Source organism: Streptomyces sp. NPDC048278 (assembly GCF_040652195.1).
Classification (GTDB): Bacteria; Actinomycetota; Actinomycetes; order Streptomycetales; family Streptomycetaceae; genus Streptomyces.
On sequence record NZ_JBEZLP010000012.1, the window covers coordinates 99,979 to 126,604 of the forward strand.

General features: G+C 72.5%; 26 protein-coding genes. 15 read left to right on the forward strand and 11 right to left on the reverse strand.

Features of this window, described 5'->3' with window-relative positions; all coding sequences use genetic code 11:
- The first annotated feature begins 31 nt into the window (after positions 1 to 31).
- From AB0D74_RS22030 to AB0D74_RS22040, 3 genes are all read left to right on the forward strand, one after another.
- On the forward strand, positions 32 to 1,666 hold the full coding sequence (locus AB0D74_RS22030; RefSeq protein WP_362589376.1) for an MFS transporter: 1,635 nt from the start codon (positions 32 to 34) through the stop codon (positions 1,664 to 1,666).
- 26 nt (positions 1,667 to 1,692) lie between these two features.
- On the forward strand, positions 1,693 to 2,448 hold the full coding sequence (locus AB0D74_RS22035; RefSeq protein WP_362589379.1) for a dienelactone hydrolase family protein: 756 nt from the start codon (positions 1,693 to 1,695) through the stop codon (positions 2,446 to 2,448).
- Between the two features lie 89 nt (positions 2,449 to 2,537).
- Positions 2,538 to 3,119 carry an NAD(P)H-dependent oxidoreductase gene (locus AB0D74_RS22040; protein ID WP_362589382.1) on the forward strand — a complete coding sequence of 194 codons (582 nt, stop codon included), beginning with the start codon at positions 2,538 to 2,540 and terminating at the stop codon, positions 3,117 to 3,119.
- A gap of 103 nt (positions 3,120 to 3,222) precedes the next feature.
- Here AB0D74_RS22040 and AB0D74_RS22045 read toward each other — a convergent pair whose 3' ends face one another.
- From AB0D74_RS22045 to AB0D74_RS22085, 9 genes are all read right to left on the reverse strand, one after another.
- Positions 3,223 to 4,122 carry an arginase family protein gene (locus AB0D74_RS22045; protein ID WP_362589385.1) on the reverse strand — a complete coding sequence of 300 codons (900 nt, stop codon included), beginning with the start codon at positions 4,120 to 4,122 and terminating at the stop codon, positions 3,223 to 3,225.
- Between the two features lie 67 nt (positions 4,123 to 4,189).
- A complete protein-coding gene (locus AB0D74_RS22050) occupies positions 4,190 to 6,685 on the reverse strand; it encodes a glycoside hydrolase family 3 C-terminal domain-containing protein (protein ID WP_362589388.1) in 2,496 nt (831 codons plus the stop codon).
- A gap of 30 nt (positions 6,686 to 6,715) precedes the next feature.
- Entirely contained in the window at positions 6,716 to 7,384 is a 669-nt protein-coding gene (locus AB0D74_RS22055) for a cyclase family protein (protein ID WP_362589391.1), read from the reverse strand.
- A complete protein-coding gene (locus AB0D74_RS22060) occupies positions 7,381 to 8,235 on the reverse strand; it encodes an ATP-binding cassette domain-containing protein (RefSeq protein WP_362589394.1) in 855 nt (284 codons plus the stop codon). The genes AB0D74_RS22055 and AB0D74_RS22060 overlap by 4 nt, the downstream gene beginning before the upstream one ends.
- Positions 8,232 to 10,052 (reverse strand): dipeptide/oligopeptide/nickel ABC transporter permease/ATP-binding protein, encoded by a 1,821-nt coding sequence (locus tag AB0D74_RS22065; RefSeq protein ID WP_362589397.1) that lies wholly within the window; start codon positions 10,050 to 10,052, stop codon positions 8,232 to 8,234. Before AB0D74_RS22065 ends, AB0D74_RS22060 begins: the two co-directional genes overlap by 4 nt.
- Positions 10,052 to 10,990, reverse strand: coding sequence for an ABC transporter permease (locus AB0D74_RS22070; protein ID WP_362589400.1), 939 nt, complete (start codon positions 10,988 to 10,990; stop codon positions 10,052 to 10,054). Before AB0D74_RS22070 ends, AB0D74_RS22065 begins: the two co-directional genes overlap by 1 nt.
- Positions 10,991 to 11,029: 39 nt before the next feature.
- Complete coding sequence (locus AB0D74_RS22075) at positions 11,030 to 12,550, reverse strand: ABC transporter substrate-binding protein (protein WP_362589403.1); 1,521 nt, start codon at positions 12,548 to 12,550, stop codon at positions 11,030 to 11,032.
- Between the two features lie 280 nt (positions 12,551 to 12,830).
- A complete protein-coding gene (locus tag AB0D74_RS22080) occupies positions 12,831 to 13,835 on the reverse strand; it encodes a TetR family transcriptional regulator (protein WP_362589406.1) in 1,005 nt (334 codons plus the stop codon).
- A gap of 318 nt (positions 13,836 to 14,153) precedes the next feature.
- Positions 14,154 to 15,431 carry a TetR family transcriptional regulator gene (locus AB0D74_RS22085; protein ID WP_362589409.1) on the reverse strand — a complete coding sequence of 426 codons (1,278 nt, stop codon included), beginning with the start codon at positions 15,429 to 15,431 and terminating at the stop codon, positions 14,154 to 14,156.
- 25 nt (positions 15,432 to 15,456) lie between these two features.
- Here AB0D74_RS22085 and AB0D74_RS22090 point away from each other — a divergent pair, with 25 nt between their 5' ends.
- Positions 15,457 to 16,206 carry an IclR family transcriptional regulator C-terminal domain-containing protein gene (locus AB0D74_RS22090; RefSeq protein WP_362589411.1) on the forward strand — a complete coding sequence of 250 codons (750 nt, stop codon included), beginning with the start codon at positions 15,457 to 15,459 and terminating at the stop codon, positions 16,204 to 16,206.
- 140 nt (positions 16,207 to 16,346) lie between these two features.
- Here AB0D74_RS22090 and AB0D74_RS22095 read toward each other — a convergent pair whose 3' ends face one another.
- Complete coding sequence (locus tag AB0D74_RS22095) at positions 16,347 to 17,129, reverse strand: IclR family transcriptional regulator (protein ID WP_362589414.1); 783 nt, start codon at positions 17,127 to 17,129, stop codon at positions 16,347 to 16,349.
- 169 nt (positions 17,130 to 17,298) lie between these two features.
- On the opposite strand from AB0D74_RS22095, the gene AB0D74_RS22100 reads away from it, so the two are divergent.
- The 11 genes from AB0D74_RS22100 (at position 17,299) to AB0D74_RS22150 (ending at position 25,539) form a co-directional block, all read left to right on the forward strand.
- On the forward strand, positions 17,299 to 18,201 hold the full coding sequence (locus AB0D74_RS22100; protein WP_362589417.1) for an ABC transporter substrate-binding protein: 903 nt from the start codon (positions 17,299 to 17,301) through the stop codon (positions 18,199 to 18,201).
- A complete protein-coding gene (locus tag AB0D74_RS22105; protein ID WP_362589420.1) occupies positions 18,198 to 19,028 on the forward strand; it encodes an amino acid ABC transporter permease in 831 nt (276 codons plus the stop codon). Before AB0D74_RS22100 ends, AB0D74_RS22105 begins: the two co-directional genes overlap by 4 nt.
- The gene (locus AB0D74_RS22110) at positions 19,028 to 19,777 is read left to right on the forward strand and encodes an amino acid ABC transporter ATP-binding protein (protein WP_362589862.1); all 750 of its coding nucleotides are present in this window, start codon (positions 19,028 to 19,030) and stop codon (positions 19,775 to 19,777) included. The genes AB0D74_RS22105 and AB0D74_RS22110 overlap by 1 nt, the downstream gene beginning before the upstream one ends.
- A 14-nt stretch (positions 19,778 to 19,791) precedes the next feature.
- Positions 19,792 to 20,691, forward strand: coding sequence for a homocysteine S-methyltransferase (gene mmuM, locus AB0D74_RS22115; protein WP_362589423.1), 900 nt, complete (start codon positions 19,792 to 19,794; stop codon positions 20,689 to 20,691).
- Between the two features lie 167 nt (positions 20,692 to 20,858).
- On the forward strand, positions 20,859 to 21,686 hold the full coding sequence (locus AB0D74_RS22120) for an alpha/beta hydrolase (protein ID WP_362589426.1): 828 nt from the start codon (positions 20,859 to 20,861) through the stop codon (positions 21,684 to 21,686).
- Positions 21,679 to 22,296, forward strand: coding sequence for a WHG domain-containing protein (locus AB0D74_RS22125; RefSeq protein WP_362589429.1), 618 nt, complete (start codon positions 21,679 to 21,681; stop codon positions 22,294 to 22,296). Before AB0D74_RS22120 ends, AB0D74_RS22125 begins: the two co-directional genes overlap by 8 nt.
- Positions 22,293 to 22,688 carry a hypothetical protein gene (locus AB0D74_RS22130; RefSeq protein ID WP_362589432.1) on the forward strand — a complete coding sequence of 132 codons (396 nt, stop codon included), beginning with the start codon at positions 22,293 to 22,295 and terminating at the stop codon, positions 22,686 to 22,688. The genes AB0D74_RS22125 and AB0D74_RS22130 overlap by 4 nt, the downstream gene beginning before the upstream one ends.
- 399 nt (positions 22,689 to 23,087) lie before the next feature.
- Entirely contained in the window at positions 23,088 to 23,549 is a 462-nt protein-coding gene (locus tag AB0D74_RS22135; protein WP_362589865.1) for a type II toxin-antitoxin system CcdA family antitoxin, read from the forward strand.
- A gap of 158 nt (positions 23,550 to 23,707) precedes the next feature.
- On the forward strand, positions 23,708 to 24,262 hold the full coding sequence (locus AB0D74_RS22140) for a TetR/AcrR family transcriptional regulator (protein ID WP_362589435.1): 555 nt from the start codon (positions 23,708 to 23,710) through the stop codon (positions 24,260 to 24,262).
- Positions 24,259 to 24,414: a hypothetical protein gene (locus AB0D74_RS22145; protein ID WP_362589438.1), complete on the forward strand. Its 156-nt coding sequence runs from the start codon at positions 24,259 to 24,261 to the stop codon at positions 24,412 to 24,414. The genes AB0D74_RS22140 and AB0D74_RS22145 overlap by 4 nt, the downstream gene beginning before the upstream one ends.
- A 105-nt stretch (positions 24,415 to 24,519) precedes the next feature.
- Positions 24,520 to 25,539, forward strand: coding sequence for an NADPH:quinone reductase (locus tag AB0D74_RS22150; protein ID WP_362589440.1), 1,020 nt, complete (start codon positions 24,520 to 24,522; stop codon positions 25,537 to 25,539).
- A gap of 80 nt (positions 25,540 to 25,619) precedes the next feature.
- Here the strand turns inward: AB0D74_RS22150 and AB0D74_RS22155 are convergent, their stop codons facing one another.
- Positions 25,620 to 26,585 carry an NAD(P)-dependent alcohol dehydrogenase gene (locus tag AB0D74_RS22155; RefSeq protein WP_362589443.1) on the reverse strand — a complete coding sequence of 322 codons (966 nt, stop codon included), beginning with the start codon at positions 26,583 to 26,585 and terminating at the stop codon, positions 25,620 to 25,622.
- Positions 26,586 to 26,626: the final 41 nt, after the last annotated feature.

Below are 26,626 nucleotides of genomic sequence, written 5' to 3' on the forward strand. Positions count from 1 at the left end.
CGGGACCCGTCCATCCCTTGTGGAGCAGACCATGACAGCGTCGACGACGCGTGACAGCACCGCTTCCCGGGCCGAATCGGCCTGGGCGCCGCTGGCGGCTCCGGTGTTCCGGGCCCTGTGGATCGCGCAGTTCGTGTCGAACGTCGGCACCTGGATGCAGACGGTCGGCGCCCAGTGGCTGCTCCTCGGGCACGGGGCCACCCTCGTGACCCTCGTCCAGACCGCCTCCAGCCTGCCGGTCGTGCTGCTCGCGCTGCCCTCCGGGGTGCTCGCCGACCGCTTCGACCGGCGACGGCTGCTGGTGGCCGCGCAGTTCGCCATGTGCGCGGTCGCCACGGTCCTCACCGTGCTGGCGTTCGCCGGCGGGCTCACGCCGGGGCCGCTGCTCGCCCTGACCTTCCTGCTCGGCTGCGGCACCGCCCTGATGGGCCCCGCGTGGCAGGCGATCCAGCCGGAGCTGGTCGACCGGAGCCAGCTGGGGCAGGCGTCCGCGCTGGGCGCGGTCAACATGAACCTGGCCCGCGCCATCGGACCGGCCGTCGGCGGTGTGCTGGTGGCCGCGGCGGGCGCGGGCTGGACGTTCGCCTTCAACGCGGTGTCCTACCTGGGCATCGTGATCGTGCTGCTGCTGTGGAAGCGCCCGCCGGCCCCACCGGTCCCGGCCGCCCAGCGCGAACGGTTCCTCACCGCCCTGTACGCGGCCCGCCGTTACGTCCGCAACGCGCCCGGCATCCGCCGCATCCTGCTGCGCGCCGCCCTGTTCATCCCCGGCGCCGCCGCCGTGTGGTCCCTGCTGCCGCTCGTCGCCGGCGAGTCGCTCGGCCTCGGCTCCGGCGGCTACGGCCTGCTGCTGGGCGCCGTCGGCATCGGCGCGGTCAGCGGCGCGTTCCTGCTGCCCCGCATCCGCGGGACGCTGGGCGCCAACGGCACGCTCGCGGTCGGTGCCGTGGTCTTCGCGGCCGTCCTGGCCGTCCTGGCCACCGTCCACCTCACCTGGGTCGTCGCGCTCGCGCTGCTCCCCGCCGGGCTGGCCTGGATCGGCGTCCTGTCCACCCTCAGCGCCGCGACCCAGACCCGGCTGCCCGGCTGGGTACGGGCCCGTGGGCTGGCCGTCTACCTCCTGGTCTTCCAGGGCGGCCAGGCCCTCACCGCACCCCTGTGGGGCGCCCTGGCGCAGTGGCTGGGCCTGACGGGTGCCCTGCTGGTCGCGGGTGCCCTGCTCCTGCTGACCGCCGTGAGCGTGCGCCGGTGGCCGCTGTACGACGCCGCCCACATCGATCCCACGCCGTCCGACCACTGGCCCAGCCCGCCGCTGGTCTTCGAACCCGGCCCGGCCGACGGCCCGGTGCTCGTCTCCGTCGTCTACCGCGTCGCGCCCGGCGCCCGCGCCGCCTTCACCGACGCCATGCACGACGTGGCCCGCTCCCGGCGCCGTACCGGAGCGCTCACCTGGGGCCTGTACGAGGACGGCAACGAACCGGGCCGCTTCATCGAGAACTACCTCATCGCCTCCTGGGCGGAACACCTCGCCCAGCACCACGCCCGCCTCACCACCACCGACCGTCACTTCGAGGAACGGGCCCGCGCGCTTCTGCTGCCCGGCACCGAGCCGGAGGTCACCCATGCCTTCGACGCCGTCACCGGGCCGAGCGCGCACACCGGCTGAACCAGCACACCGGAAAGAGAGAACCCATGACCGCCATACGTGGCACGGACGTGTCCATCCGCACCCAGGACGGCACCGCCGACGCCTACTTCGCCCACCCCGCCGACGGAACCGCCCACCCCGCGGTGGTGCTGTACATGGACGCCTTCGGCCTGCGCCCGCAGCTGAAGGCCATGGCCGACCGGCTCGCCGGGGCCGGGTACACGGTGCTCGTCCCGAACGTGTTCTACCGGCACGGGAGCGCCCCGGTGGTGCCCCTGCCCGAGTTCATCGCGGACGCCGACCGCCCGGCCCTCTTCGAGCGGATCGTCCCGCTGATGGGCGACCTGACCGGGGACGTCGTGGCCCGCGACTCCGCCGCCTACCTGGACTGGCTGGCCACCCGCCCCGAGGCCGCCCCCGGACCGGTCGGCACCACCGGCTACTGCATGGGCGCCCGCCTCGCCCTGCTCACCGCCGGGCACCACCCCGGCAAGGTCGCCGCCGCGGCCGGCTTCCACGGCGCGGGCCTGGCCACCGACGCCCCCGACAGCCCCCACCTGCTCGCCGACCGGATCACCGCCGAGCTGTACTTCGGCCACGCCGACAACGACCCCTCCATGCCGCCCGAGCAGATCGAACGCCTCGACAAGGCCCTCACCGAAGCGGGCGTCACCCAGCACGCCGACGTCTACGCCGAGGCCGCCCACGGCTACACGATGGCCGACACCGACCGCTTCGACGCCGGGTCCGCCGAACGGCACTGGACCGCGCTGCTCGGCCTGTTCGGCCGCGCCCTCTGAGCATCCCGCCCCGCGGGAACCCGCGGAAGCCCGTGGAAACCCGCAGCAAGCCTCCGAAACAAGCAACCAGGAACAAGGAGCAGCCGCCCGTGGCAAAGCTGGAGATCATCGTCGCGAGCACGCGACCGGGCCGGATCGGCCTGACCATCGGCGAGTGGTTCGAGGCCCGTGCCAAGGAGCACGGCGGCTTCGACGAGGTCGAACTCGTGGACCTCGCCGAGGTGGACCTGCCGTTCATGAACGAGCCGCACCACCCGCGGCTGGGCAAGTACACGCACCAGCACACCCGGGACTGGAGCGCCAAGGTCGCGGAGGCGGACGCCTTCGTGTTCGTGATGCCGGAGTACAACTACGGCTACAACGCCGAGCTGAAGAACGCCATCGACTACCTGCACCGCGAGTGGCACTACAAGCCGGTCGGCCTGGTCAGCTACGGCGGTGTCTCGGCCGGAACCCGGGCCGCCCAGATGATCAAGCAGGTGGTGACCACCCTGCGGATGACGCCGGTCTTCGAGTCGGTGTCGATCCCCTTCGTGCACCAGTTCCTCGACGAGGAGGAGGGCCTGGTCGCCAACGAGGTCATGAACGCCTCCGCCCCGGCGATGCTCGACGAACTCGTGCGCGTCGAGGAGGCCCTGCGCCCACTGCGCGGGACGCCGCCGGCGTCCTAGCGGACCGGGGTTCACCGCTCCCGGGCCGCGACCGCTCCGGACGTGGCCGGCGGGCAGTACGGCACCGGGGACCGGCCGGGTGGGCCGGTCCCCGGTGGCGGCGTCAGTCCTCGGTGGTCCCGGAGATCAGCGGGAAACCCTTCAGGATCTGCTGGAGGTGCATGACCTGCCGGGGGATGAACTCCGCGATGGTGAGGCCGACGACGTCGCCGGCCCCGTCGAGGTCGGCGACGACGCGCCGTACCTCGCTGCTCGTGAGGCCGTCGGGCTCGGGGCCGAGGCCGAGGACGATCTCGTTGCTGTCGACCGTGTCGACGTCGAAGTGGACGGCGAGCCGCGAGCACCCGGTGGAGGCGAGCCAGTCGAGGAGCGGCTGCGAGGACTCCCGGAGTTCGTCGGGCGCGAAGGTCTTCAGGCCCCACCCGGTGATGTTCGCGGTGACGTCGGGCTGCCACGAGTGCAGCCCGACCAGCGCCACCCGGTCCGGGGAAACGGTCGCCGGGAGCAGCTTCAGCACGTCCGGGTCACCCTGGCCGACGAGCGCGGAGACCGCCATCGCGTGGTAGCCCTCGTACCCGGTGTCCGGGGTGTCGACATCGGGGTGCGAGTCGATCCAGACGACCGCCAGGTCGTCGCCGTAGCGGCGGGCGAGTTCCGCGAACGGCGCGACGCTCACCGCGCACTCGCCGCCGAGCGTGGCGATCCGGGCCGGGTCGTGCGCGCGGATGATCTCCAGGGCGCGCGCCAGCTGCGCGACGACGATGTCCTTGGCCTCGACGCCGTCGCGCAGTTCGGTGCCCTCGTCGGTCATCGTCACCGGCACCGTCGCCGTGGGGCCGTCGTGTGGCGGCAGCACGGCTTCCAGCACCGCCGTGCCGACGGTGTAGCCCCGGCGGGCCACGTCGAACGGGAACTCGGGGGCGAGCTGCCTGACAGCGGAGGACCCGGCGCCCTGCCACTGGGGCCAGACCAGGCGCAGGCTGACTTCCTCGTGGTCCGTCACGGGATCACCTTTCCTTGTTGCTCGTACTTCATTGCTGACGTGTCTTCCCCGTCCGCGCGGGCGGACGTCAGACCGTCACCGTGAGCGGCAGCGCGCGCGACGACGGCCCGACCCGCACCGGGCGCGGTGCTCCGGGCAGTTCCCACCCGGCGTCGAGGTAGCGGGAGAGCGCCCGGCGGGAGATCCTCACCTCCACGTCGGCCTCGGCACCGGCGTCGAGTTCGGCCGAGGCGAAGCCGACGAGCTGCCGGAGCGGCGCCGCCTCGTCGCCGTCCACCCGGTCGGCGTAGGCCTGCACGACCTGACGGCCACGGCGGTCGCCGGTGTTGCGGATCCGTACGGTGACCACGGCGTCCTCCCCGGCGGCGAGGGACTCGCGCGCGTCCGGGGCGGTGGCGGCCGAGACGAAGTCCCAGTCGGTGTAGCCGAGGCCGTGTCCGAAGGCGTACTGCGGTTCGGTGCCGGCGGCGTCGTAGCCGCGGTAGCCGACCAGGAGCCCCTCGGTGTAGTCCAGGCGGCAGCCCTCGGTCGGCACGGCGTCGGGCACGGGCGCGTCCTCGGCGGCCCGGGGGAAGGTCATCGTGAGCCGGCCGCCGGGCTCGGTGACGCCGTACAGGACGTCGGCGACCGCGTCGCCGTACTCCTGGCCGCCGAAGAACGTCCACAGCACGGCGCGGGCGTCCTCGGCCCACGGCATCAGTACCGGGGACGAGGCGTTGACGACGACGACCGTGTCGGGGTTGGCCGCGATCACAGCGGCGGCCAACTCGTCCTGGCGGCCCGGCAGGGACAGGTTAGGCCGGTCGAAGGTCTCGCTCTCGACCTCGTCGGAGGTGCCCAGCAGGAGGACGACCGTGTCGGCCTCGCGTGCGGCGGCGACGGCGGCGTCGAACTCCTCGTCCTCGGTCAGCGGGCTCGCGTCGTGGCCGAGGAGCAGTTCGACGAGGGACACGTCCGGGGCCTCGACGGTGGGCCGCAGGAGGACCTCGACCTCGACGTCCCCGCCGTCGAGGTCGACGGTGACGCGGCTGTCGGCGCTGCGGCGCATCACGTCCTCCATGCCGTCGCGGGCCGCGGAGTCGGAACGCAGGACGACGTCGCCGTCGAGCGACAGCTCCAGGGGGCCGGTGCCGCTCAGGGCGAAGGTGTGGCGGCCGGGGCGCGGTGCGTTCAGGAGCGTGCGCAGCCGCATGAGGGCGGTGCTCGGGGGGAGGGCGGGCGCGCCGGGGAAGCCTATCCAGCTGAGGCTGTAGCTGTGCCGGTGCTCGGCGAGCAGTACTTCGCCGTCGGCGTCCAGGAACTCCAGCAGGCCGCCGGGCCGGCCGGTGACGGTGTCGAGGGTGGCCTCGACGGCGAGGGGTTCGAGGTTCGTGCGGGAGGGAACCCCCCGGTGGACCGTGAGCCGGGTGCCGCTCGGCAGGGCCGAGCGCAGTCCCGCGACGGGGTCGGTGAGGGTCGCGGAGTTGAGTGCGGCGCTGCCGCCGCCCTGGTAGGCGGGGGCGACGGCGGCGGGCCCGATCAGGGCCACCCGGCGCGGGCCGTCGTAGCGCAGCGGCAGGAATCCGTCGTTCTTCAGCAGGACGAAGGTCCTGGCGGTCAACTCGCGCAGTTCCGGGCGGCGTTCGGCGGGCGGCGGAGCCGCGGCGAGGCCGCTCTCCGGGGCCGCGGCGTCGAGCGCCCCGACGCGCGCGGCGAGCCGGAGCAGCCGGAGCACCTTGTCGTCGATCGCCGTCTCCGGGACCCGGCCCTCCTTCACCGCCGCGACCAGGGCGGAGCCCCAGGGGCCCTCCGGTCCTGGCATGACCAGGTCGAGTCCGCCGAGCGCCGGGCCCTCGGTGAGCTGGGTGGCCCGCCAGTCCGAGAGCAGCACGCCGTCGAAGCCGAACTCGCCCTTGAGAACGTCGTTGTTGAGCGGTCCGTTGGCGGTCATCGTCGCGCCGCGCACGGAGTTGTACGCGGCCATGACCGTGGCGGCTCCGGCGGCGACGGCGGCCTCGAACGGGGCCAGGTACACCTCGCGCAGCGTGCGCTCGTCCACCTGGACGTCGTAGCGGGTGCGGTCGGTCTCGGACTCGTTGCCCACGTAGTGCTTGGGGCAGGCGCCGACGCCGCGGGACTGGATGCCTTCGACGTAGGCGGCGCCGAGCCGGGCGGTGAGCAGCGGGTCCTCGGAGAAGTTCTCGAAGTTCCGGCCGCCGTTCAGGACCCGCTGGATGTTGATGGTGGGGCCGAGCACCACGTGGACGCCCTTGCGGCGGGCCTCGTCGCCGAGGATCTCGCCGGCCCTGTGCAGCGCGGCGGTGTCCCAGGTGGCGGCCAGCGCGGCGAGGTTGGGCAGCAGCAGGGCGGGGTCGCGCTCCTCGTTGAAGCGCTTGCCGCGCACCCCGTTGGGGCCGTCGGACAGCAGCACGGACGACAGGCCGATCTCCGGGCAGCCCGGGACGTGCCAGGCGTCGGCGCCGGTGAGCAGGGTGACCTTCTGCTCCAGGGTCAGCGCGGCCAGGCGGGTGCGCAGGGTTGCCTCGTCCACGGGCAGCAGTCCGCTGCGGGGTTCGTGCGTCATGAAGATGGGTTCCTCGGTGGTGTTGGGGGTTCAGTCCGCGCGGGCGAAGACTCGGACGGGGAAGGATCCGACGCCTCTGACGGCCGCCGGTACCGCCGTGACCCTGGTGCCCGTCCAGGGCAGGGTGGTCAGGCCGGTCATGTTCTCGACGATCGCGATGCCCGCGCCGAGCAGGCTGACGTGGGCTTCGCGCAGTGGCCGCGGATCGGGGTCGTCGACGTCGTCGAGGAGCACGGCGTCGATGCCGACGAAGGCGGGCCGGGCCTGGACGAGCCGGTGGGCCGCGGCCGGGCCCAGGTAGGGGGAACCCGTTCCGTAGGCGGGGGTCGCCCAGTGCCGGTCCCAGCCGGTGGCCAGGAGCACCGCGCGGCCCGTGAGGTCGAGTCCGTCGAAATCGGCCGGCAGGTACTCGCGGCGCCCGTCGGCCGGGGCCGGGACCACGACGGCGAACACGTCCACCAGGCGGTCGAGCGGGAGCGCCGCGATGTCCGCGCCGTGCCGGTCCATGTGGCGGGGGGCGTCGATGTAGGTGGCCGAGCCGCCGACGAGGGTGATGAGGTCGATGCCGAACTCCCGCCCCTCGGCGATCATTTCGGTCGACTCGTCGTAGCCGATGTGCGCCTGCATCACCGGTGCCGGAAACCCGGGATAGGTCTCCACGCCGTGTTCCAAAGGGTGGCTGAGGTCGATCAGGGTCATGAGTCGTGCTCTCCGGTGACGGCGGCCAGGGCGTGCCGGGCTTCCCTGCGCTTGGCCTGTTCGGCCGGGTCCGCGACCGGCGCGGACAGCAGCAGCTTGCGGGTGTAGGGGTGCTGGGGCTTGTCGGTGACCTCGGTGGCGGGGCCCGACTCGACGATCCGGCCGCGGTGGATGACGGCGACGCGGTGGCTGATCCTGCGGACCACGCCCAGCTGGTGCGAGATGAACAGGTAGGCGACGCCGGTGCGTTGCTGGATCTCGATGAGCAGGTCCAGGACCAGGGCCTGGGTGGTGAGGTCCAGGGCGCTGGTCGGCTCGTCGCAGATGACGAGCTTCGGGGAGCGGGTCAGCGCGCGGGCGATGGCGATGCGCTGGCGCTGGCCGCCGGAGAACTCGCGGGGCAGCCGCTGTCCGGAGTCGGCGGGCAGCCGTACCTGGTCGAGCAGTTCGGCGACCCGGGCACGTGCCGTACGGCGGTCCGTACCGGCCGCCTCCAGCGGTTCGCTGAGGATGTCCTCGATGGTGAGGGCGGGGTTGAGGGAGGAGTAGGGGTCCTGGAAGACGACCTGGAGGTCGGCGGCCAGGGCCCGGCGTTCCCGCGGGCCCGCGCCGGCGATGTCCTTGCCGTCGAACACGATCGAGCCGGAGGTCACCGGGTTCAGGCCGAGGACGGCCCGGCCGATGGTGGTCTTGCCGGAACCCGACTCCCCCACGACACCGAGGGTCTCCCCGGGCCTGACGTCGAGGCTCACGCCGTCGAGCGCGCGGAACGGTGTGCGGCCCCGGCCCTTCGCGGCGAACTCGACGACCAGGTCGCCGACTTGGAGGACGGGAGCGGTCTGCGGGCTCATCGGGCACCTGCCGGGGGTACGGCGTCGGCGGCGGCGCCGAGCGGCGGGCGGGGGTCGGCGTGCTCCAGGCCGGAGGCCAGGAGGGTGCGCGTGTACTCGTGCCGCGGCGCGGCGAAGATCTGCCGGGCGGGCGCGGTCTCCACCAGGTGTCCGTCGCGCATGACGGCGACCCGGTCGCACAGGTCGGCGACCACGCCGAGGTCGTGGGTGACCAGCAGCATGCTCATGCCGTACTCCTTCTGCAGGCCGCGCAGCAGGTCGAGGACCTCGGCCTGGACGGTGACGTCCAGCGCGGTCGTCGGCTCGTCGGCGACCAGGAACTCCGGGTCGCAGGAGACCGCTCCGGCGATCAGGACGCGCTGGGCGAGGCCGCCGGAGAGCTGGTGCGGGTAGTCCTCGAAGGTCTTGCGGGGGTCCGCCACGCCCACCCGGTCGAGCAGGTCGAGGGCCCGGGTGGCCGCCTCCTGGCGGGACAGGCCCAGATGCCGCCGCAGGGGTACGACGAGTTGCCGGCCGACGGGGAAGGACGGGTCGAGGTTGGACATGGGGTCCTGCGGGATGTAGGCCATGCGACGGCCGCGCAGGTCCTGCCACTGCCGGGAGTTCAGCCGGGTCAGGTCGTGGTCGGCCATGCGCAGGGTGGCCGCCTCGACCCGGGCCTCGCGCGGGAGCAGGCCGAGCAGGGCGAAGGCGGTCTGGGTCTTGCCGGATCCCGACTCGCCGACCAGGCCGAGCACTTCACCGGGGCGGACGGCGAGGCTGATGCCGTGCACGACCTGCTTGTCCTCCCCGTCCGGCCGGGTGTAGGAGACCCGCAGGTCGCGCACCTCGACCAGGGCGTCCGGCTGCGGCTCGGCGGCGTCCTGCGCGGCGGCCGGTACGGCGGTCCGTGCGGACGTCTGCTTCCCGCGTCCGCGCCGGGTGCGGCCGTCCCCGGTCAGCACGTCGCCGAGCGCGGCGCCGAGGATGCCGAAGCAGGCGGCGGTGATGCCGATCGCGAGGCCCGGCGGGTAGAGCAGCGAGGGGCGTGTGTAGATGTTGCGCTGGGCGTCGTTGACCATCGCGCCCCAGCTGGCGGAGGTGGTGTCGCCGACGCCGAGGTACTGGAGGCCGGCCTGGGTGACGATGACGGCTCCGACCAGCAGCGTCGCCCAGATGACCAGGGGCGGGCGCACCACGGTGAGGATGTGCCGGCGCATGATGCGGGTCTCGCTCAGTCCGGAGACCCGGGCGGCGTCCACGTACAGCTCGCCGCGTACGCCGCGCACCGCGGAACGGGTGAGCTGGAAGGCGCCGGGGGCCAGCAGGACGCCGAAGGCGATCATGGAGGGTGCGATCGAGGAGCCCAGGGCGGCGATGACCGCGAGCAGGGCGACGACGGCGGGGATGGACTGGAGCAGGTTGCCGATCCAGGTGGCCACCGCGTCGAGGCGTCCCCCGCGGTAGCCCGAGAGCAGGCCCGCGGGGACGCCGAGCACCAGGGCGGTGCCCAGCGCGATGGCGGCGGACAGCAGGCTTGAGCGACCGCCGTACAGCAGCCGGGCGAAGACGTCCCGTCCGCTGCCGTCCCCGCCCAGCAGGTGGTCGCCGCCGGGCGGGGCCAGCACCAGGTTCAGGTCGACCCTGGTCGGGGACTGGCTGGTCAGCAGTGGGGCGAACACGCTCGCCAGCACGATCAGGACCAGGACGGCGAGGGCGACGGCGGCCAGCGGGCGGCTGACCAGGGCGCGGAGCGCACCTCGGCGCCGTACCGCTTCGGCGGGCCGCGCCGTGACCGCGTCGAGCGCGCCGACGGCCGGGAGTTGGGGATTGCTCATCAGATACGCACCTTCGGGTTGGCCCAGGCCTGGGCCAGGTCGAGCACGATGTTCACCGCGACCACCAGCAGCACCATGATCAGCATCACGCCCATCACCACCGGGATGTCCCGGGAGGTGGTCGCGGTGTTGGCGAGGGAGCCGAGGCCCGGCAGGGCGAAGACGTTCTCGACGACGATCGTTCCGCTGAGCAGACCGATGAACGACAGCGACAGAGTGGTGAGCGAGGCGGGCGCCGCGTTGCGCAGCACGTTGACCAGCAGCAGCCGCCTGGTGGTCAGGCCCCGGCTGCGCAGCGTGCGGACGTAGTCGGTGCCCAGGACCTGCACGGTGGCGTTGCGGGTCTGCTGGGCGACGGTGGCCGTCACCCCGAGCACCAGCGCGGTGACGGGCAGGACGATGGAGGACAGCCAGTCGCCGGGTGACTGGGTGAAGGGCACGTAACCCGTCGCGGGGAACCAGCCGAGCTTCACGGCGAAGAACGACGACAGGACGAGGGCCAGCCAGAAGCCCGGGAAGGCGTAGCCCGCCACCACGAAGATCTGGAGGACCGGGTCGAGCGCGCCGCGGCGGACGGCCGCCCAGGTACCCGCGGCGATGCCCAGCACGGCGGAGACCAGGGTGGCTCCGACGGCCAGGACCAGGGTCACGGGCAGCCGTACGTCGATGGCGTCGGACACGGACTCGCTGGTGGTCCAGGAGGTGCCCAGGTCGCCGCGGACCGCGTGCGACAGCCACTCCCAGTACTGGCTGAACAGGGGCTGGTCGAGCCCCAGTTGCCGGCGGCGCACGTCGATCTGGGCGGCCGTCGCCGTCTTCCCGGACAGGCTCGCCGCGATGTCGCCGCTGAAGGCGTGCAGCACGAAGAACGTCAGGGTCACGACGATGAGGACGAGGAGCACGCCACCGGCCAGACGACGGCCGACGTAGGTCAACATCTCAGGCACCTCCCGGGCCTTGAGGGCGAGTTCGGTGGGTCAGGAGGCCGGGGTGAAGAACCGCAGCGACGGCACGACGTTGCCGGTCTGCAGGTCGAACTCGACCGACTTGTTCGCGATCACCACCGAGCTGTTCACGGTGGCCCACGGGTCGAACCAGGCCTGGTCGACGAGGTAGGCGCTGAGCTGCTTGCCCGCCGTGGCGCGCTCCTGCTCGCTGCCGGTCCGCATCTTCTCGATCAGCGCCTCGGCCTTCGGGTCGCTGGTCTTCTGCGGGTTGATCAGGCTGGTCTTGCTGAGCATCTGGAGGACGTCGACGTAGGACTCCTTGGCGGTCTGCCAGGTGACCATGAAGACCGGGTAGTCGGAGAACGCCTTGATGATGTCGGCGGCCTGGACGGTCGTGAACTTCACCTTGATGCCGACGGCGTCCAGCTGCTCCTTGAACACCGGCTCGAAGCTGCCCCAGGCCGCGGAGATCGACGCCATGGGCAGGGTGAACCCGTTCTTGTAGCCGGCCGCGGCGAGCAGCTGCCTGGCCTTCTGCGGGTTGTACGGGTAGCGGGAGTTCAGCGCCGGGTCGTACGCCTCGCCGTTCGGGTTGAAGATCTGGGAGGTGGCGGTGCCGTAGCCCTTGTCGATGGACTTCAGGATGCCCTTGCCGTCGATGGCGTAGTTGATCGCCTGGCGGACCCGCACGTCCTTGAGGGCCGGAACCAGCTTGCCCGCCCGGTCGCCGATCACCAGGCCCTGCATGTCCAGCGGGGCGCTCTTGGTGGTGAGGCCGGCGGACTTGGCGGCGTCGATCATCGTGATCTTGCCGTTGATCGCGTCGACCTGCTTCGACTGCACGGCGTTCAGCCGCGCCGTGTCGTCCGCCATCACCGTGAGGGTGAGCGTCTTGTACGGGTAGGAGGCCGCGTCCCAGTACTTGGCGTTCTTCGTGAACGTGTACTTGCTGCCGGCCACGGTCTGCGCGGTGTCCAGGCTGTACGGCCCGGTGGGCGCCGGCTTGGTGGTCAGGCCGCTGCCCTTGAGCGCGGCGGGCGGCAGGATGTAGCTCGCGCCGAGGCCGAGGTTGTACAGCAGGGCGGGGTCGGGGGTGCTCAGGTGCAGTTCGACGGTCGACGCGTCCGGGGCCGTGACCGACTTCAGGGAGGCCAGCGAGGCCGCGAAGCCGCCGGAGCCGTTCTTGGTGGCCATCAGGCTCGGCGCGACCAGCGAGGAGTCGAACGCGGTGCCGTCGCCCAGCTTGGCGCCCTGCCGGAGCTTGAGGGTCAGCACGGTCTGGTTCGCGTCGTAGGACCAGGACTTGGCCAGGCCCGGCGCGACCTCGCCAGCCGGGGTCAGTCGCAGCAGGGAGTCGTAGAGAGCCTGGAAGAACAGGGTGTTGACGCCGCCGTCGGAGTTGGCCGGGTTCCACGTGGTCGGGTTGGCGGCGACGCCGAGGCGGAGGCTGTCCGCCGTACCCGAACCACCGGAGGCGGAGCCGCCGCACCCGGCCAGCACGAGTACGGACGCCGTCGCCAGCGCGGCGACCGGGAGGATTCTCTTCTTCATGGGCTCGTCTTTCTCAGGACCGGCCAGAAATGGGTCGAAGACGTGGGGGGGAGACGGGGGCACGGATCGATGCCGACCCCGCGCGCCTACGGCGTCAGGACCGTCGACGCGCGGGGTTCGGGTCCGTCCACCGTCATGCTCTCCGAACCCGATGCGAAGACACTGAACTATCGTTCAGAGATTGACAAGACGAGTACGCAGTTCCGTTACAAACGGTTTACCTTCTTCGGCCGAACCGGGCATACCGCGCCCGGTCCGGCCCTAAAAGCAGTACATGTGTTCAGCTATCCCTGTGGGCCAGGGCGACGGCTCCGACCTCGACGCGCAGACCGTCCCCGGCGAGCCCGGGAGCGCCCTCCGCCAGCCAGGACACCTCCCGCTCCCCCACCCTGTCCCGCAGCACCCCTCCCGTCACGTCGAGGACGTGGTCGGTCACCTCGACATGCAGGGTGCGGATCTCGACGACGTCCTCCCAGCCGTAGCCGCGCGCCGCGAGGGCGGCACAGAGCGCGGCACAGGCCGCCTCGACCTCGGCCTCCAGGCGGGAGGGCGTACGGCCGTCACGCAACCGCCCGTGGTGCCCGAAGCTCTCCAGCCGGTCGGCCGCGACCGCCCCGTCCGGCCCCAGGCTCCGGTGCCGCACCCAGCCGGGCGCGCCGGAAGGCCATCCGGCGTTCCGCGGCTTTCCGGCGTTCCGTGCCAGCCGGTACAGCTCCACGAACAGGTCCATGCCCGCCCGCATGTCGCGTTCCGGGTCCAGCAGCCACTGCGTCTGCAGACCGTCGCTCACCGCCATGAACAGCTGGGCCGTCGCGTCCCGCTCGGCCTCCCCCAGCGCCTCCAGGTCCTCGGCCAGCACCGCCCGCACATGCTCCCGCGCGGCCTCGTACCGGCTGACGAACCACCCGTGCGCCGGATGCCCGGGATCGGCCGCCTCCGCCGCCAGCGTGGCGAACAGCCGCACCAGCCCCGGCTGCGACATGTTGTACGCGATCAGGTTCCGGAAGTAGCCCGCCGCCTCGGCCGGCCGGCTCTCCACCGGGAAGAGACCCCTGTCCAGGCGCTCGCGCTCGTCCAGCACCGCGGTCAGCAGCGCGTCCTTGCTCCCGAAGTGATGCAGGATCCCCGACGCCGACACCCCCGTGTCCGCCGCGATGTCCCTGAGCGACGAACCCCGGTACCCCTGCACCGCGAACGCGGCCAGCGCCGCGGCCAGGATCTCCGCACGCCGCGCCTCCCCCTTCGCATAGACACGGCGACCCGCCGGAGACGCGTCCTCCGCCACACCCACTCCCTCTCCGGCCGACCGCGAACACGCTCCCCCACGGCACGCCGCCGCGGACACAGTGCCGTTCAGGTTTGGCCCAACTGCCTCACCATAACGCTGTACGACCATTCAGTGTCTACGGGAAGTCTCTGCCCGGGTCACGGGTCGCCGAAGCCGTCGCTGCCGGGACGCACCGACACGAGGGAGACGGCCGGGACGGTGACAACGGGTTCCACGGCCCCGACGGCTCCGGTCTCACCGGGAGCTTTCACCACCGCGCGGACATGCGCGGACCGGGTCCCCGTCGCCGCAGAGTCCCCGCGGCGACGGCCCCTTTCAACCGCCGGCGCCCGAACGCGGCACCAGGGCAACCGCACCGACCTCGACACGCACACCGTCACGGGCGAGGTCGGGGGCGGCCTGGGCCAGCCAGGAGACGTCCCGGCCACCCGTCCTGGCGCTCAGCACCTCGCCGGTGACGTCGAGATACGAGCCGGCCAGGTCGACGTGGAGGGTCCGCACCTCGACGACGTCGCCCCAGCCCGCCCCTCGCCGCGTGAGCGCCGCACTGAGCGCGGCGCAGGCCGCCTCGACCTCCGCCTCGTAGGACGTGGGCACCCGGCCGTCCGCCAGCCGCCCCTGGTGCCCGTAGCTCTCCAGCCGGTCGGCGACCGCGGCGCCCTTCGGTCCCAGCCGCACCTGCCGTACCCGCCCGGGCTCCGCCGTCGCGGTGGGCCCGGGCTCCGCCTGGCCCGCCGCCCCCGCGTTCTCCCGGTACCGCTTGGCACGGACGTAGAGGTCGACGAAGAGGTCCATTCCGGCCCGCATGTCACGTTCCGGGTCCAGCAGCCACTGCGTCTGCAGACCGTCGCTCACCGCCATGAACAGCTGGACCGTCGCCCCGCGCTCCGCTTCCCCCAGCAGGGCGAGATCCTCGGCCAGCACCGCCCGCACATGCTCCCGGGCGCCCTCGTACCGCTCGACGAACCACGCGTGCGCCGGATGGTCCGGATCGGCCGCCTCCGCCACCAGCGTCGCGAACAGCCGCACCAGCCCCGGCTGCGACATGTTGTAGTCGATCATGTTCCGGAAGTAGTCGGCCGCCTCGGCCGGCCGGTTCTCCACCGGATGAAGCTCTTTGTCCAGGCGCTCGCGTTCCGCGAGAACGGCGGTCAGCAGCGCGTCCTTGCTCCCGAAGTGATGCAGGATCCCCGACGCCGACACCCCGGTCTCCGCCGCGATGTCCCTGAGCGACGAACCCCGGTACCCCTGCACCGCGAACGCGGCCAGCGCCGCGGCCAGGATCTCCGCACGCCGCGCCTCCCCCTTCGCGTACGGACGACGCTCCACCCGTGACCCGCCCTCTGCCACAACCGTCCCTCCCTGTTCAGCCGTCGGCTGCCGACGGCCACACCCGTTCAGTATGGCCGGAACAGAGCCGAGCGGACCGCCCCCGGCAGCCGCGCACAGGCCCCATTGCGCCCGCCGGGTGCCGAGCAGGGCGGCGGCGGTCGACGGAGCGGTGCCGACGTCCAGGAGGACAGCGGGGGTGCGCGGGAGGGTCCTGTCCCGGTCGGCGTCCGGCAGAAGCCCGAGGAGGATCTCGGCCGGCACGCGCGGGGTCTGTAGCATCCGGCGCATGGACGTGGCGACGGGGGCACTGGCCCGGGGGCTCGGGCTGACGGAGCGGGTGGTTCGCGGGGAGCTCGACAGCCGGGGCGGGCCCGGTGTGGTCCGGCTGGCGGAGGAGAGCGGGCTGGACAAGGGGCAGGCGTCGCGGCTGCTGCGGGACCTGGTCGGCACCGGGACGCTCGCCCGGGACGGACACGAGTTCCGCGCCGGGGCGGATCTGCTGGCCGTCGCGGCCGAGGCCGGTCCGTGGGGGGTGGAGAGCCGGGCCCTGCTGCGGGGGCTGGTGGTCCGGTTCGGGGCGTGCGCGTACGTGGACGTGCTCTGTGGGGCGATGGTGCTCTCGGTGCGGGCCGAGCTGGCGGCCTGGGCCGAGTTCTCCTGGGCACGGGCCGGACGGCTGACGCCGGTCTGGTGCACCGGGGCGGGACGCGCGCTGCTCTTCGACCACTCGCGGGAGGAGGTCACGCGGCTCCTCGGCGGCGAGGACTTCATCGGGGCGGGCGGCCCCTACGCGCCGCGGACCGTGGACGATCTCCTCGCGCGGGTCACCGCGGACGCCGGGCGCGGGGTCGCGGTATGCGAGAGCGAGTACGACGAGGACGTGCTGGAGGTGGCCGCGCCGGTGCGGGATCCGCACGGGGACGTCGTGGCGGCGGTCAGCGCGGTCGTCCCGCACGCGGCGGCCAGGGACGACCGGGACGAGATCATCACCGCGATCGGCGACGCGGCGGCCCGACTGGCGTCGCTTCTGGGCTGAGCCTCGGCGGGACCTGGCAACCCCGGCGGGTCGCGGCGGGTCCCTCGGCGGCCCAGCGAACCTCGCGGATCCCGGTGAACGCCGACGGGTCCCTTCAGGTCTCGGCGAACCCCGGCGGATCCCGGCTGAACCAGGGACGCTCAGTCCGGGTTCGTCTCCGTCTCCGTCGAGCGCAGTGCGGCGGTCAGCCAGGCGCTCCAGCGGAGCACCGCGTCCGCGCCGGCAGCCGTCGTCGGCTCCAGGCGGTGGCGCGGGCCGACGACCTGTACGGCGGCGACGATCTCCCCGCGGAAGTCCCTGACCGGAGCGGCCAGCGAGTACAGGCCGGGCTCGGCCTCCTGGTCGACGATCGAGTAGCCCCGCTCGCGGGCCGCGGCCAGCCGGGCCAGGAAGTCGGCCAGGTCGACCGGGGTGTTGGGGCCGTGCCGGACGAAAGCGGTGCGGGCGAGGACGGCCGCGACCTCCGTGTCGTCTGCGTCGAACAGCAGGGCCTGGCCGGCGTCGCTGCAGTAGGCGGGATAGGCGCGACCCACCCAGGACACGAACGAGGACAGCGCAGGCGGCATCGACTCAAGGATCGTCACCGAACTGGCGCCGCGCAGGACTCCCAGGTAGGCGCACTCCCCCGTGTCGGCGGCGACCCCCTCCAGCGCGGTGCGGCCGTCCCGGCGCAGCCGTGCCTCGGTGATCTGCTGGGCGCGGGCGTACAGCTCCCAGGCGACGGTGTAGCGCAGCGACGCGGGATCCCGGCGCAGGAACCGGGCCGTCTCCAGGCTCCGCAGGATGCGGGAGACCTGGCTGCGTTCGCGGCCCAGGAGCACGGCGACCTCGGCGGCGGTGTGGCCGCGTGGGTCCTGCGCAGGATGCTCGGCGAAGAGTCGGAGCACGGCCAGGCCGCGTTTGAGGCTGCTGTCGGTGGTCATCGCGGGCCGAGCATAGCGCCGGGCCGCGGCACCGCCGCGCGCCGTCGTTGCGCCTACATTGCAGGTTCATTGCAAGGTGCGTGCATGATGAGCAACTAGATTTGCTCATTACGCATCGCCAGGTAGTCTCCAGCCATCCCTCGCATATCAGGCTCGTCTGGAGTTCGCCTTGTCCGCTCTGCGCCCGCTAGTACTCCTCGGTTCCGCGACGCTGCTGCTGGCGGGCTGCGCCGACCCCTCCGAGCCGGCCGCTACCTCCCCCGGCACGTCGTCCGGCGTTTCGTCCGCAGCCGCCACGATCACGAAGAACGCCACGCTCGCCGCCAAGGTCCCGGCCGCGTTGCGGTCGAGCGGGATCAAGGTGGCCAGTGACGTCAGCTACCCGCCGATGGACTTCTTCGCCGCCGACAACAAGACGGTCGTCGGCGCCGAGGCCGACCTCGACAAGGCTCTCGGCACGGTCCTCGGCGTCAAGGCCACCATCGTGAACGTGCCCTTCGACTCGATCCTGCCGGGCCTCCAGTCGGGCAAGTACCAGCTCGGCGTCTCCTCCTTCACGGACACCGCCGAGCGGGAGAAGGTCGTCGACTTCGTCACCTACTTCGACGCGGGTACGTCCCTGATCGTCCCGGCCGGCAATCCGAAGGCGCTCAAGCCCGGGGGCGACTCGCTGTGCGGCCGTACCGTCGCCGTGGCCAAGGGGTCCACGCAGGCCCTCGTGGACCTGCCGGCCCGTGCCAAGACCTGCAAGACGCCGATCAAGGTCAGCACCTTCCCGGACGGCACCGGGGTGAACCTCGCCGTCACCAGCGGCCGTGCCGACGCCGCCCTGGCCGACTCGCCGGTCGCCGCCTACGCCGCCAAGCAGTCCGGCGGCAAGCTGGAGGTCACCGGCGACTCCTACGGCAACGCGCCCTTCGGTATCGCCGTACCGAAGAACAGCGAGCTGACCGGGCTGCTCAAGTCGGCGCTGGACGACCTGAAGGCGAGCGGCGGTTACGAGCAGATCCTCGCCAAGTGGGGCCTGGAGTCCGGCGCCCTGGACACGTTCGAGATCAACGCGGCCTCATGAGCGAGGAGTTGCCGGTCTACCGGCGCCGCAGGCCGGGCCAGTGGGTGCTGACCCTCGTCGTCGTGGTCCTGGCCGCGAGCCTGGTCCAGTCGCTGATCACCAACCGGCGCTTCGGCTGGGACACCGTCGGCGCCTGGCTGTTCAGCCGGACCGTGATGACCGGCCTGCTGACCACCCTGGAACTCACCGCCGCCGCGATGGCGATCGGGCTCGTGCTCGGCATCGCGCTGGCGCTCATGCGGCTGTCGGACAACCCCGTTGCGCGAAGCGTCAGCTGGGCGTACATCTGGCTGTTCCGGGGTACGCCGCTGCTCGTCCAGCTGCTGTTCTGGGGTTTCATCTCCGCGCTGTACCCGACGCTGTCGCTGCACCTGCCCCTCCTGCCGGCGATCGGCAGCGTCCCGGCGAACTCCGTCATCACGACCTTCGCCGCGGCCCTGCTCGGACTCGGTCTCAACGAGGCCGCCTACCTCGCCGAGATCATCCGGGCCGGGATCGTCTCGGTCGACCACGGGCAGACGGAGGCGGCGGACGCGCTGGGCCTGTCCCGGGCCCGGACGCTGCGCCGGATCGTCCTGCCCCAGGCGATGCGGGTGATCATCCCGCCGGTCGGCAACGAGACCATCTCCATGCTCAAGACGACCTCCCTGGTGAGCGTGCTCGCCTACGCCGAACTGCTGTACTCCGTGCAGATCGTGTACGCCCGCACCTACCAGACGATCCCGCTGCTGATCGTCGCCAGCATCTGGTACCTGGCCGTCACGACCCTGCTGAACATCGGCCAGCACTACCTCGAACGTCACTTCGCGAAGGGCGGCAGCCGATGATGATCGAGGCCACCGGGGTCCGCAAGTCCTTCGCCGGACAAGAGGTGCTGCGCGGGATCGACCTGTCCGTGCCGCGCGGGACGGTGACCTGTGTGATCGGGCCCTCCGGCTCGGGGAAGTCCACCTTCCTGCGGTGCGTGAACCATCTGGAGCGGCCCGACGGCGGCCGGATCCTGGTGGACGGCGCGCCGATCGGGTACGAGCCGTACCGGGACGGGCTGCGCGCACTGCGCCGCCGTGACCTGGCCCGGCAGCGCCGTGACATCGGCATGGTCTTCCAGCGCTTCCATCTCTTCCCGCACCTGACGGCACTCGCCAACGTCGTCGAGGGACCGGTCGGTGCGGGCCGCCCCCGCGCCGAGGCGACCGAGGAGGCGCTGGCGCTGCTCGACCGGGTCGGGCTGGCCGACCGGCGGGACGCCTACCCCGCCCAGCTCTCCGGCGGCCAGCAGCAACGGGTCGCCATCGCCCGCGCGCTGGCCATGCGGCCCAAGCTCATGCTGTTCGACGAGCCGACCTCGGCGCTCGACCCGGAGCTGGTCGGGGAGGTGCTGGACGTCATGCGGGGCCTCGCCGCCGACGGCATGACGATGCTCGTCGTCACCCACGAACTGGGCTTCGCCCGCGAGGTCGCCGACGAGGTCGTCTTCTTCGACGACGGCCGGATCCTGGAGTCCGGACCGCCCGCCCGTGTCCTGTCGGCCCCCGACCACCCCCGAACCCGCGACTTCGTGACGAAAGTGCTGTGAGTGCTGTGACGGCTGTGACCACCTTTCGCGACGCCCTGTCCGCCGGCCCCCTCGTTCTGGACGGCGGTATGTCCAACGAGCTGGAGGCCCAGGGCCACGACCTGGGCGGCGCCCTCTGGTCCGCCCGCCTGCTCCGCGACGACCCCGACGCGATCACGGCCGTCCACCGCGCCTACTTCGCCGCGGGCGCCCAGGTCGCCATCACGGCCTCCTACCAGGCCACCTACGACGGTTTCGCCCGGCTGGGCATCTCCCGCACCGAGACCACGGACCTGCTGCGACGCAGCGTGCGCCTGGCCCGCGAGGCCGCCGAGCACGCCGCCGGAACGGCCTGGGTCGCGGCGTCCGTGGGCCCGTACGGCGCGATGCTGGCCGACGGCTCGGAGTACCGCGGCGGCTACGGCCTCACCGTGACCGAGCTGACCCGCTTCCACCGCCCCCGGCTGGAGGCACTGGCGGAGGCGGCCCCCGACGTCTTCGCCGTCGAGACCATTCCCGACCTCCGGGAGGCGGAGGCCGTACTCACCGCCCTGGACGGCCTGGGCATCCCCGCCTGGCTCTCGTACAGCATCCGCGGGACGACCACCAGCGCGGGCCAGCCGCTGGCCGAGGCCTTCGCGCTGGCCCGGAGCAGCGACGCCGTCCTCGCCACGGGGGTGAACTGCGCCCCCGCCGCCGACACGGCCGCGGCGCTGGCCCTGAACACCGCGCTGCCCGGCGTCGTCTACCCGAACGGCGGCGGCGTCTGGGACCCCGGAACCCGGAGCTGGTCGGGCGCCCAGGACGAGATCGCGGACCTGGCACCTTCCTGGCTCACCGCCGGCGCGGTGCTCGTCGGCGGCTGCTGCCGGGTCGGCCCGGCCGAGATCAGGGAGCTGGCCGACCGCCTCGCCGCTGCCACGACAGACAGCTGAGCCGCCACGACAGACCGCTGAGCCGCCACGGCAGACCGTTGAGGGGCCGTCGCAGACGGCTGAGGGGCCGCCGCAGGACAGACCGTCCTCCCGGTGGGCGCTCCCTTGACCGAGCTTGGCTAATGCGAGTAGCTTTTTAGCTATCAGCATTAGCCATGGAGGTCGACGTGACTGAGTTCCTGAACGTGGAAGGCGGCACCCTCGCCTACGAGGTGACCGGCTCCGGTCCGCTGCTGGTGCTTGCGCACGGGATCGGCCAGAGCCGCGACGCCTACCGGTTCATGGCCCCGGAGCTGGTGGCCGCCGGTTACCGGGTCGCGGCCATGGACCTGCGCGGCAGCGGCGAGTCGACCGCGACGTGGCCGTCCTACACCCGCACCGACATCGCCGGCGACCTGATCGCGCTGATCGAGCACCTCGGCGGTCCCGCGGTGCTGGTCGGCCACTCCATCTCCGGCGGTGCCGCGACGATCGCCGCCGCCAAGGCACCGGCCCTGGTGAGTGCCGTCGTCGAACTGGCGCCGTTCACCCGCAAGGTGGAGTACTCGCTGAGCGCGCTGGGCGTGTCCCGCTACCGCAAGGGCGCGGCGGCGATCTCGGGCGTCGCGATGCTCGGCAGCCACAAGCAGTGGCTCAAGTACCTGGAGATCGCGACCCCCGAGCCGCGCCCGGCGGACTGGGCCGCGAGCCTTGAGCGCACCGATGCCATGCTGCACGAGCCGGGCCGGATGAAGGCGCTCCAGAAGCAGATGAACAGCGCCGCCGACGCCGGTGCCCAACTCGGCAACGTGCGCTGCCCGGTGCTGGTCGTCATGGGCACCCTCGATCCCGACTGGGGCGACCCGAAGGCCGAGGGCGAGGCCATCGTGGCCGCGCTGCCTGAAGGCGTCGGCCGGCTGGAGATGCTTCCGGGGGCGGGTCACTACCCGCAGGTCCAGTTCCCCTCGGCGGTGGTCGGCCTGGTGCGCTCGTTCCTGGAGACGGCCCGTGCCTAGGGCCGGACTCGACCGGGCCACGGTCATCACCGCCGCGTCCGAACTCGCCGACGAGGTCGGCTTCGCCGGCCTGACCATGGGCCTGCTGGCCGAGCGGGTCGGCGTGCGGACACCGTCGCTGTACAAGCACGTGGATTCGCTGGACGCCCTCCAGCGGGGCGTCGGCCTCCAGGCCGTCCGTGACATCGGCGCCGTCCTGACCCGGGCCGCCGTCGGCCGGTCCGGCCCGGACGCGGTCCGCGCGATCGCCGAGTCGTACCGGAAGTGGGCCCTCGACCATCCCGGCCGGTACGCCGCCAGCGTCCGCGCCCCTCGCCCCGACGACGAGGAATACCAGGCGGTGGCCCTCGAATCGGTGCAGATCATGTTCGACGTGATCGCCGGCTTCGGGCTGACCGACGAGCGTGCCATCGACGCGGTCAGAGCCCTGCGCACCGTCATCCACGGCTTCGTGGGACTCGAAAGCGACGGCGCCTTCCAGATGGAGCGCGGACCCGCCGACAGCTACCGGTTCGTCGTCGACATGCTCATCAACGGCATGCGGGCCGAGGTCACCGCCGCCCTCGGCGGGTCCGACACCGCGCCGCTCCGTGCCGGTGAGGGATCATGACCCAGGCCGCCGACTCCCCGAACCGCGCCAACGCCGCGTCCGGACTGCGGTTCCTGACCGAACTGATCGGCTGGACGGCCACCCCGTGGGCGCTGCACCGGGCCGGCTGGGCGGTCGCGATCGCCGCGCTGGTCCTGCTGATCGCACTGCCGGCGGTCGTCGGGACACCCGGCGACCGCCCCTTCGATCCGCCGGTGGCGATCCCCGGCGCGGCGATGCTTCTGCTCGTGCTCCTCGAAGTGGCCGCAGCAGCGGTGGCGCCGTGGTTCGCGTGGCCCGCATGGGCGGCGGCCGTGTCGACCGTACTGGCCGCGGCGTCGGTCGTACTCGAACAGCCCCGCTGGCGCTGGCTGTTGCGCCACCGGACCACGCCTCGGCACGCGACCCAGTAGGCGATCCGTCCCCGCCGGCCCTCCTGACGATCCGGAACACCGCGCGCACAGACCGGAGTTGCCCGAGGAAGCCGGAGCACGTTGCGGTGCGGAGCGGCACGGGAGTCGTCTGCCGTCGAAGCCGGTCGCACCACGGTCATCACGGAACGGCGGCTGCCGAGGCACCGGCCCGGTCGGGAATCCCGGCCACCAGGGCCCGCGGTATCGGCGGTCGAACGGAACAGCCCGAACGACGCCACCGACGAGGCCGTCCTCCCTGCGCGAGGCACTCGCGAACGAAGGAGCCCGCACCGCGTCTCCGCTGCCCTACTCGTACGGCGCCCCGCTGCGGGCTTACACAACTCGTGCGTATGGTCGATGTGTTGGCCTTGCACGACGCCGAAGGAGTCCGGTGTGCGCATGAACATCTCGGTTCCCGACAGCCTCGCCGAACAGGTCCGCGCGCGCGGCCTGCCGATTTCGGCGATATGCCAGTCCGCTCTGCTGGAGGCGGTGGAGCGGGAGCGAGCGAAGGAAGGCGTGACGGGCAACATCGCCGCCGTGGTCGAACGCCTGCGGGGCACGATCGACTCCAAGGACCACGAGAAGCACAAGAGCGATCGCGAGAAGCGCGCGGAAGGCCACGCCGACGGCATCACCTGGGCCAGTGACTACGCCACGGCGGCCGAACTGAGGTACATGGCCTCCTACAAGCCCGGAAACGGCGGCAACCCGCTGCGCAGCCTGTTCCCGTTCATGTCCGACAAGAAGAACGAGAAGGTCACCCACGTCCCGCCCATCAAGCCGCAGGACCCGTACTGGGATGGGTTCATCGCCGGTGCCGGTGAGGTCTGGGGCGCTGTGGCCGATCAGTTGCACTGAGACCCCGCCACCATCGGGCACCGGGCGCCGTGGGCGGTTATGGTGCGGTCAGCGGACTTCCGAGGTACCCCCGGCCGCTTCCGGCCGGCCAAGGAGAACGGCTGCTCTGTTAGCCTGAGTTGGCAAGCAGAACCGGCATTCTTTTTGCGGGAGGCGTGGTGCCGCGACTCACCGACGCGCGCAAGGAACTCCGGCGTGCCCAGATCGCCGAGGCCGCCGTTCGCTGCTTCGGCCGCAACGGGCTGGACCGGACCTCGATCGCCGACATCATCGCCGAGTCGGGCCTTTCGGCGGGCTCGATCTACGCCCACTACCGCAACAAGGCCGACCTGGTCCAGGCCGCCGCCCGTGACGTGCTGGCCGAGCGCGCCGATGTTCTCGGCGCGCTGGCCGCAAGCGACACCCCACCCGACCCCGACGAACTGCTCACCCGTCTGATCGCCGCGATCGACCCGGCCGAGGCGCGGGTCGGCGTGCAGACCTGGGGCGAGGCGACCACCAACCCGGCCGTCCGCGACATCGTCTTCGACATGACCGACCGGATGCGTGCGATGGTCCGCGACTGCGTCTCGGCATGGCTGGTCAAGGTCGAGCACCACGGGCCGGACGAGGCCCGGGAGAGCGCGGCACCGATCGCTCACCGGGTGATGGCGCTCTACCAGGCCGAACTCCTTTACCACGCCTTGCGGTCACCGACCGAGGAGACATCATGATCACTTCCACCGCCACGTCCGCCGGTCGTACCGTCTTACGCACCGGTTACGGAGCCGTCGGTGCACGCCGCGGTGAGATCGCTCCGGCCGCCGCGGCCCTCGCCGCCCTGGACGCCGTCGAGTCGCGCTCCGGCGATGTCCCCCTCGGCTGACCCGGACCCACACGAACGAGGCGCGACCGCACCGCACGCCGGGAGACTCCGACGCGCTGCCGGGCCGTGCCTGAAGATCACGCCGCCAGACCCCCAGGACGGATCATGAAGGCCATCATCTACCGTGACAACGGCGCCGCCGACGTTCTCCGGCTCGTCGACCGCGACCTGCCCGCGCCCGGGCCCGGCGAGGTACGCGTCCGGGTCGCCGTGTCCGGGGTCAACCCGACCGACTGGCAGGCCCGTTCGGGCGCCGCCCACCCCAAGCTCTTCTCCGAGGTCACCCCGCATCTCGACGGCGCGGGCACCGTCGACGCCGTCGGCGAAGGGGTCGACCCGAGCCGGGTCGGCCAGCGGGTCTGGCTGTTCATGGCCGCTGCGGGCCGGCCCACCGGTACCGCGGCCGAGTTCGCCCTCGTACCCGCCGAACAGGCCGTGCCGCTGCCGGACGAGGCCGGCTTCGACGTCGGCGCCTCGCTCGGCGTGCCCGCGCTCACCGCGCACCGCGCGCTCACCGTCGCGGAGGACGGGCCGCGCCGCCTCGCGCCCGGAGCACTCGACGGCACGGTGGTGCTCGCCGCGGGCGGAGCCGGGGCGGTCGGGCACGCGGTGATCCAGCTCGCCCGGTGGGCCGGCGCCACCGTGATCAGCACGGTCAGCGGCCCGCAGAAGTCCCGGCTGGCCACCGCCGCAGGGGCCCACCATGTGATCAACTACCGCGAGGGCGACCCCGCCGCCGCGATCCGCGAGATCGCCCCGGACGGCGTCGACATCATCGCCGAGGTGGCCCTCGGCGCGAACCTCGCGCTCGACCTGGCCGTGCTGCGAACCCGCGGCACGATCGCGACCTACGCCAACGACGGCGGCCGGCCGGTCGAACTGGACGTGCTGCGCAACATGGTCCTCAACACACGCTTCCAGTTCCTGGTGCTCTACACGGCCGGGCCCCAGGCACGTGCCGCCGCCGTCGAGGACGTCGCCGCCGCGGTCCGCGACGGCGCCCTGCCGGTCGGCGAGGAACACGGCCTGCCGCTGATCCGCTTCCCGCTCGACCGCACCGCCGACGCACACCTGGCGGTGGAGCGCGGAGCCGTCGGCAAAGTACTGGTGGACATCCCGTCGTGACATCCCGTCGTGACGTCCGGTCGGCCACAGTGCGGCGAGCAGGCACCGTGGCCACCACCGGCACTCCGGCCCCCGGGTTCCTACCCGACCCTGACCACGTACTTGCCCTGAACGCCGCCCGCCTCCAGCGCCCGGTGGGCGGTCGCCGTCTCCTCCAGGGGGAAGACCGTGTCCACCGCGGGGGTCAGCTTGCCCTCGACCACGTGCCGGGCGAGGTCGTCGAAGTCCGCCCGCGTGGGGTTGCCGCTGAACAGGCGCACCCTGCCGTGTCCGTGGACCGCGCTGGCCGCGACGTAGCCGAGCGACGCGGCGGGCCGTTCCAGGTCGAAGGTGACGGTGACCATGCGCCCGCCGGGATTCAGCAGGCGCCGGACGGCCCGCAGCTCTGTCCCCGCGGTGTCCAGTACCACGTCGAAGCGGCCCAGTTCCGCCGGCCGGACGCTCCGGTGGTCGACGGCCCTGTGCGCGCCGAGCCCGCGGACGAAGTCGAGGCTGGCCGCGCGGGCCAGGCCCGTGACCTCGGCGCCGTACGCCCGTCCCAGCTGGACGGCGGCGTTGCCGACCCCGCCTGCCGCGCCCCGGACGACAAGTCGTTCGCCCGGGCGCAGTGCGGCCTTGTCCCGCAGGGCGGTGATGGCCGTGGTGGCCATCGGCAGCGCGGCTGCGGCCACCAGGTCCAGTCCGTCAGGGACCCGGCCGATCCGCTCGGCGGGCACGGTCACGTACTGGGCGGCGCTGCCGAACCCGGAGGTGCGGCCCAGCACCCCCCATACCCGGTCGCCGTCCGCAAGCCCCGTGACTCCGGACCCCGGTGCGACGACCTCTCCGGTGAAGTCCAAGCCGACGCGCTGGGGGAACTTCCTGCCGGTCAGGTGGCGGAGGCGGCCGGAACGGGCCGCCAGTTCGCCGCCGTTGACGCTGAACGCGTGCACCTTCACCAGCACCTCGCCGGCGGCCGGAACGGGGCGTGGCACGCGGCCCAGGTACAGCACCTCGGGGCCGCCGTAGCGGTCGTAGAGCACCGCCTTCATCATGCGGTCGTCCATCGTTCGGCCTTTCCCTCCGGGGGTCGTCCAAGGAACCGGCA

Excerpts from the sequence above, each read along its gene's own strand:
- AB0D74_RS22030 (WP_362589376.1), top strand. The coding sequence starts at position 32 with ATGACAGCGTCGACGACGCGTGACAGCACCGCTTCCCGGGCCGAATCG.
- AB0D74_RS22035 (WP_362589379.1), top strand. The coding sequence starts at position 1,693 with ATGACCGCCATACGTGGCACGGACGTGTCCATCCGCACCCAGGACGGC.
- AB0D74_RS22050 (WP_362589388.1), bottom strand. The coding sequence starts at position 6,685 with ATGACGCACGAACCCCGCAGCGGACTGCTGCCCGTGGACGAGGCAACC.
- AB0D74_RS22055 (WP_362589391.1), bottom strand. The coding sequence starts at position 7,384 with ATGACCCTGATCGACCTCAGCCACCCTTTGGAACACGGCGTGGAGACC.
- AB0D74_RS22060 (WP_362589394.1), bottom strand. The coding sequence starts at position 8,235 with ATGAGCCCGCAGACCGCTCCCGTCCTCCAAGTCGGCGACCTGGTCGTC.
- AB0D74_RS22065 (WP_362589397.1), bottom strand. The coding sequence starts at position 10,052 with ATGAGCAATCCCCAACTCCCGGCCGTCGGCGCGCTCGACGCGGTCACG.
- AB0D74_RS22070 (WP_362589400.1), bottom strand. The coding sequence starts at position 10,990 with ATGTTGACCTACGTCGGCCGTCGTCTGGCCGGTGGCGTGCTCCTCGTC.
- AB0D74_RS22075 (WP_362589403.1), bottom strand. The coding sequence starts at position 12,550 with ATGAAGAAGAGAATCCTCCCGGTCGCCGCGCTGGCGACGGCGTCCGTA.
- AB0D74_RS22090 (WP_362589411.1), top strand. The coding sequence starts at position 15,457 with ATGGACGTGGCGACGGGGGCACTGGCCCGGGGGCTCGGGCTGACGGAG.
- AB0D74_RS22095 (WP_362589414.1), bottom strand. The coding sequence starts at position 17,129 with ATGACCACCGACAGCAGCCTCAAACGCGGCCTGGCCGTGCTCCGACTC.
- AB0D74_RS22105 (WP_362589420.1), top strand. The coding sequence starts at position 18,198 with ATGAGCGAGGAGTTGCCGGTCTACCGGCGCCGCAGGCCGGGCCAGTGG.
- AB0D74_RS22110 (WP_362589862.1), top strand. The coding sequence starts at position 19,028 with ATGATCGAGGCCACCGGGGTCCGCAAGTCCTTCGCCGGACAAGAGGTG.
- AB0D74_RS22130 (WP_362589432.1), top strand. The coding sequence starts at position 22,293 with ATGACCCAGGCCGCCGACTCCCCGAACCGCGCCAACGCCGCGTCCGGA.
- AB0D74_RS22135 (WP_362589865.1), top strand. The coding sequence starts at position 23,088 with ATGAACATCTCGGTTCCCGACAGCCTCGCCGAACAGGTCCGCGCGCGC.
- AB0D74_RS22145 (WP_362589438.1), top strand. The coding sequence starts at position 24,259 with ATGATCACTTCCACCGCCACGTCCGCCGGTCGTACCGTCTTACGCACC.
- AB0D74_RS22150 (WP_362589440.1), top strand. The coding sequence starts at position 24,520 with ATGAAGGCCATCATCTACCGTGACAACGGCGCCGCCGACGTTCTCCGG.
- AB0D74_RS22155 (WP_362589443.1), bottom strand. The coding sequence starts at position 26,585 with ATGGACGACCGCATGATGAAGGCGGTGCTCTACGACCGCTACGGCGGC.